Here is a 1,635-nt window from a genome sequence, read left to right on the forward strand (position 1 = left end):
TCGGCGCTCGGGTGTCGCCACGGCGCTGCTGGCGGCCGTCCAGGCCCTGGCCGCGGAGGGCGGCGCGGACCGGCTGCTGCTCGAGGTGCGCGAGGACAACGCCGCGGCCCGCGGGTTCTACGAACGTCACGGCTTCACCGAGCTCGGCAAGCGTGCCCGCTACTACCGCGACGGCACCACAGCACTCGTCCTGGCCGCACCGGTCACAATGGTCCCGTGATTCGCGACGAACCGCTGGTCCTCGGCATCGAGACCTCCTGCGACGAGACCGGTGTCGGCATCGTGCGGGGCCACACCCTGCTGGCCGACTCCGTCGCCAGCAGCGTCGAGGAGCACGCGCGCTTCGGTGGCGTCGTACCCGAGGTGGCCAGCCGTGCCCACCTCGAGGCGATGGTCCCCACGATCCAGCGGGCATGCGAGACGGCCGGCATCCAGCTGGCCGACGTCGACGCGATCGCGGTGACCCACGGTCCCGGCCTCGCGGGCGCGCTGCTGGTGGGCGTCGCCTCCGCCAAGGCCCTGGCCCTGGGCCTGGGCAAGCCGATCTACGGCGTCAACCACCTCGCCGCCCACGTCGCTGTCGACCAGCTCGAGCACGGCCCGCTTCCGGAACCCTGCCTGGCGCTGCTGGTGTCCGGTGGACACTCCAGCCTGCTCAAGGTCACCGACATCACCGGCCACGACGGCGGCATCGACCCCATGGGCGCCACCATCGACGACGCGGCGGGCGAGGCCTTCGACAAGGTCGCCCGGCTCCTGGGCCTGCCGTTCCCGGGCGGACCGCACATCGACCGGGTCGCACGCGAGGGCGACCGGATCGCCATCGACTTCCCGCGCGGGCTGTCGACGCGCCGCGACCTCGAACGGCACCGCTTCGACTTCTCCTTCTCGGGACTCAAGACCTCGGTCGCCCGCTGGGTGGAGGCCCGCGAGCGCAGCGGTGAACCGGTTCCGGTCGCCGACGTCGCCGCCTCCTTCCAGGAGGCCGTCTGCGACGTCCTCGTGCGCAAGGCCCTCGATGCCGCCAAAGCCGAAGGCATCGAGGACCTGATGATCGGCGGCGGCGTCGCCGCGAACTCGCGCCTGCGGGCGATGGCCGAGGAGCGAGCCGGCAAGCTCGGCATCCGGGTGCGGGTGCCCAGGCCCGGACTGTGCACCGACAACGGTGCCATGGTGGCCGCCCTCGGCGCGACGATGGTCGAACGAGGACGTCCACCGTCCCCGCTCGACCTGCCGGCAGACTCGAGCCTGCCGGTCACCGACGTCCTCGCGGGCTGAACCCGGGCCGGGCCAGCCCGGCAGGCCAGGTCAGCCGAGCACGCCGGGCCCGGTGCCCTCGTCGTCGATCCAGTCCTCACCGTCGTCGAAGAGGTCGCGGTCCGGTGACGGGTCACCGTCGCGCTTGCGGCGTGCTCCTCCCGTGCCACCGATGCCACCGATGCCGCCGCGACCGCCGGCACCGCCGCGTCCTCCGCGGCCGCCGGTGCCGCCCGGAACGGCGCCGCCGCCGCGGCCCGTGCTGGTGCCGCGTCCCGCAGCAGTGCCCGGGGCTGCGCCCGAACGACCGAGGGAGCCGGGCCCGCCCGTCCGGCCGCTGCTGCCGATCGAGCCGATGCCGCTGGCCGGGCCGCCGCG

The 1,635-nt window shown here is 74.3% G+C and carries 2 protein-coding genes and 1 pseudogene; 2 read left to right on the forward strand and 1 reads right to left on the reverse strand.

Annotated features, from left to right (window positions below; all coding sequences use genetic code 11):
- Nucleotides 1–220, forward strand: a 220-nt coding sequence (locus tag ACOADB_RS02355; protein WP_378596303.1) for a GNAT family N-acetyltransferase, incomplete at its 5' end; no start/stop codon positions are given.
- On the forward strand, nucleotides 220–1,278 hold the full coding sequence (gene tsaD / locus ACOADB_RS02360) for a tRNA (adenosine(37)-N6)-threonylcarbamoyltransferase complex transferase subunit TsaD (protein WP_378596305.1): 1,059 nt from the start codon (nucleotides 220–222) through the stop codon (nucleotides 1,276–1,278). The genes ACOADB_RS02355 and tsaD, both read left to right, overlap by 1 nt.
- 30 nt (nucleotides 1,279–1,308) lie before the next feature.
- Here the strand turns inward: tsaD and ACOADB_RS02365 are convergent.
- Nucleotides 1,309–1,635, reverse strand: a pseudogene (locus ACOADB_RS02365) (hypothetical protein); the annotation flags it as partial.

Origin of the sequence: Nocardioides sp. CPCC 206348, from assembly GCF_048654705.1 — a bacterium.
Taxonomy (GTDB): Bacteria; Actinomycetota; Actinomycetes; order Propionibacteriales; family Nocardioidaceae; genus Nocardioides.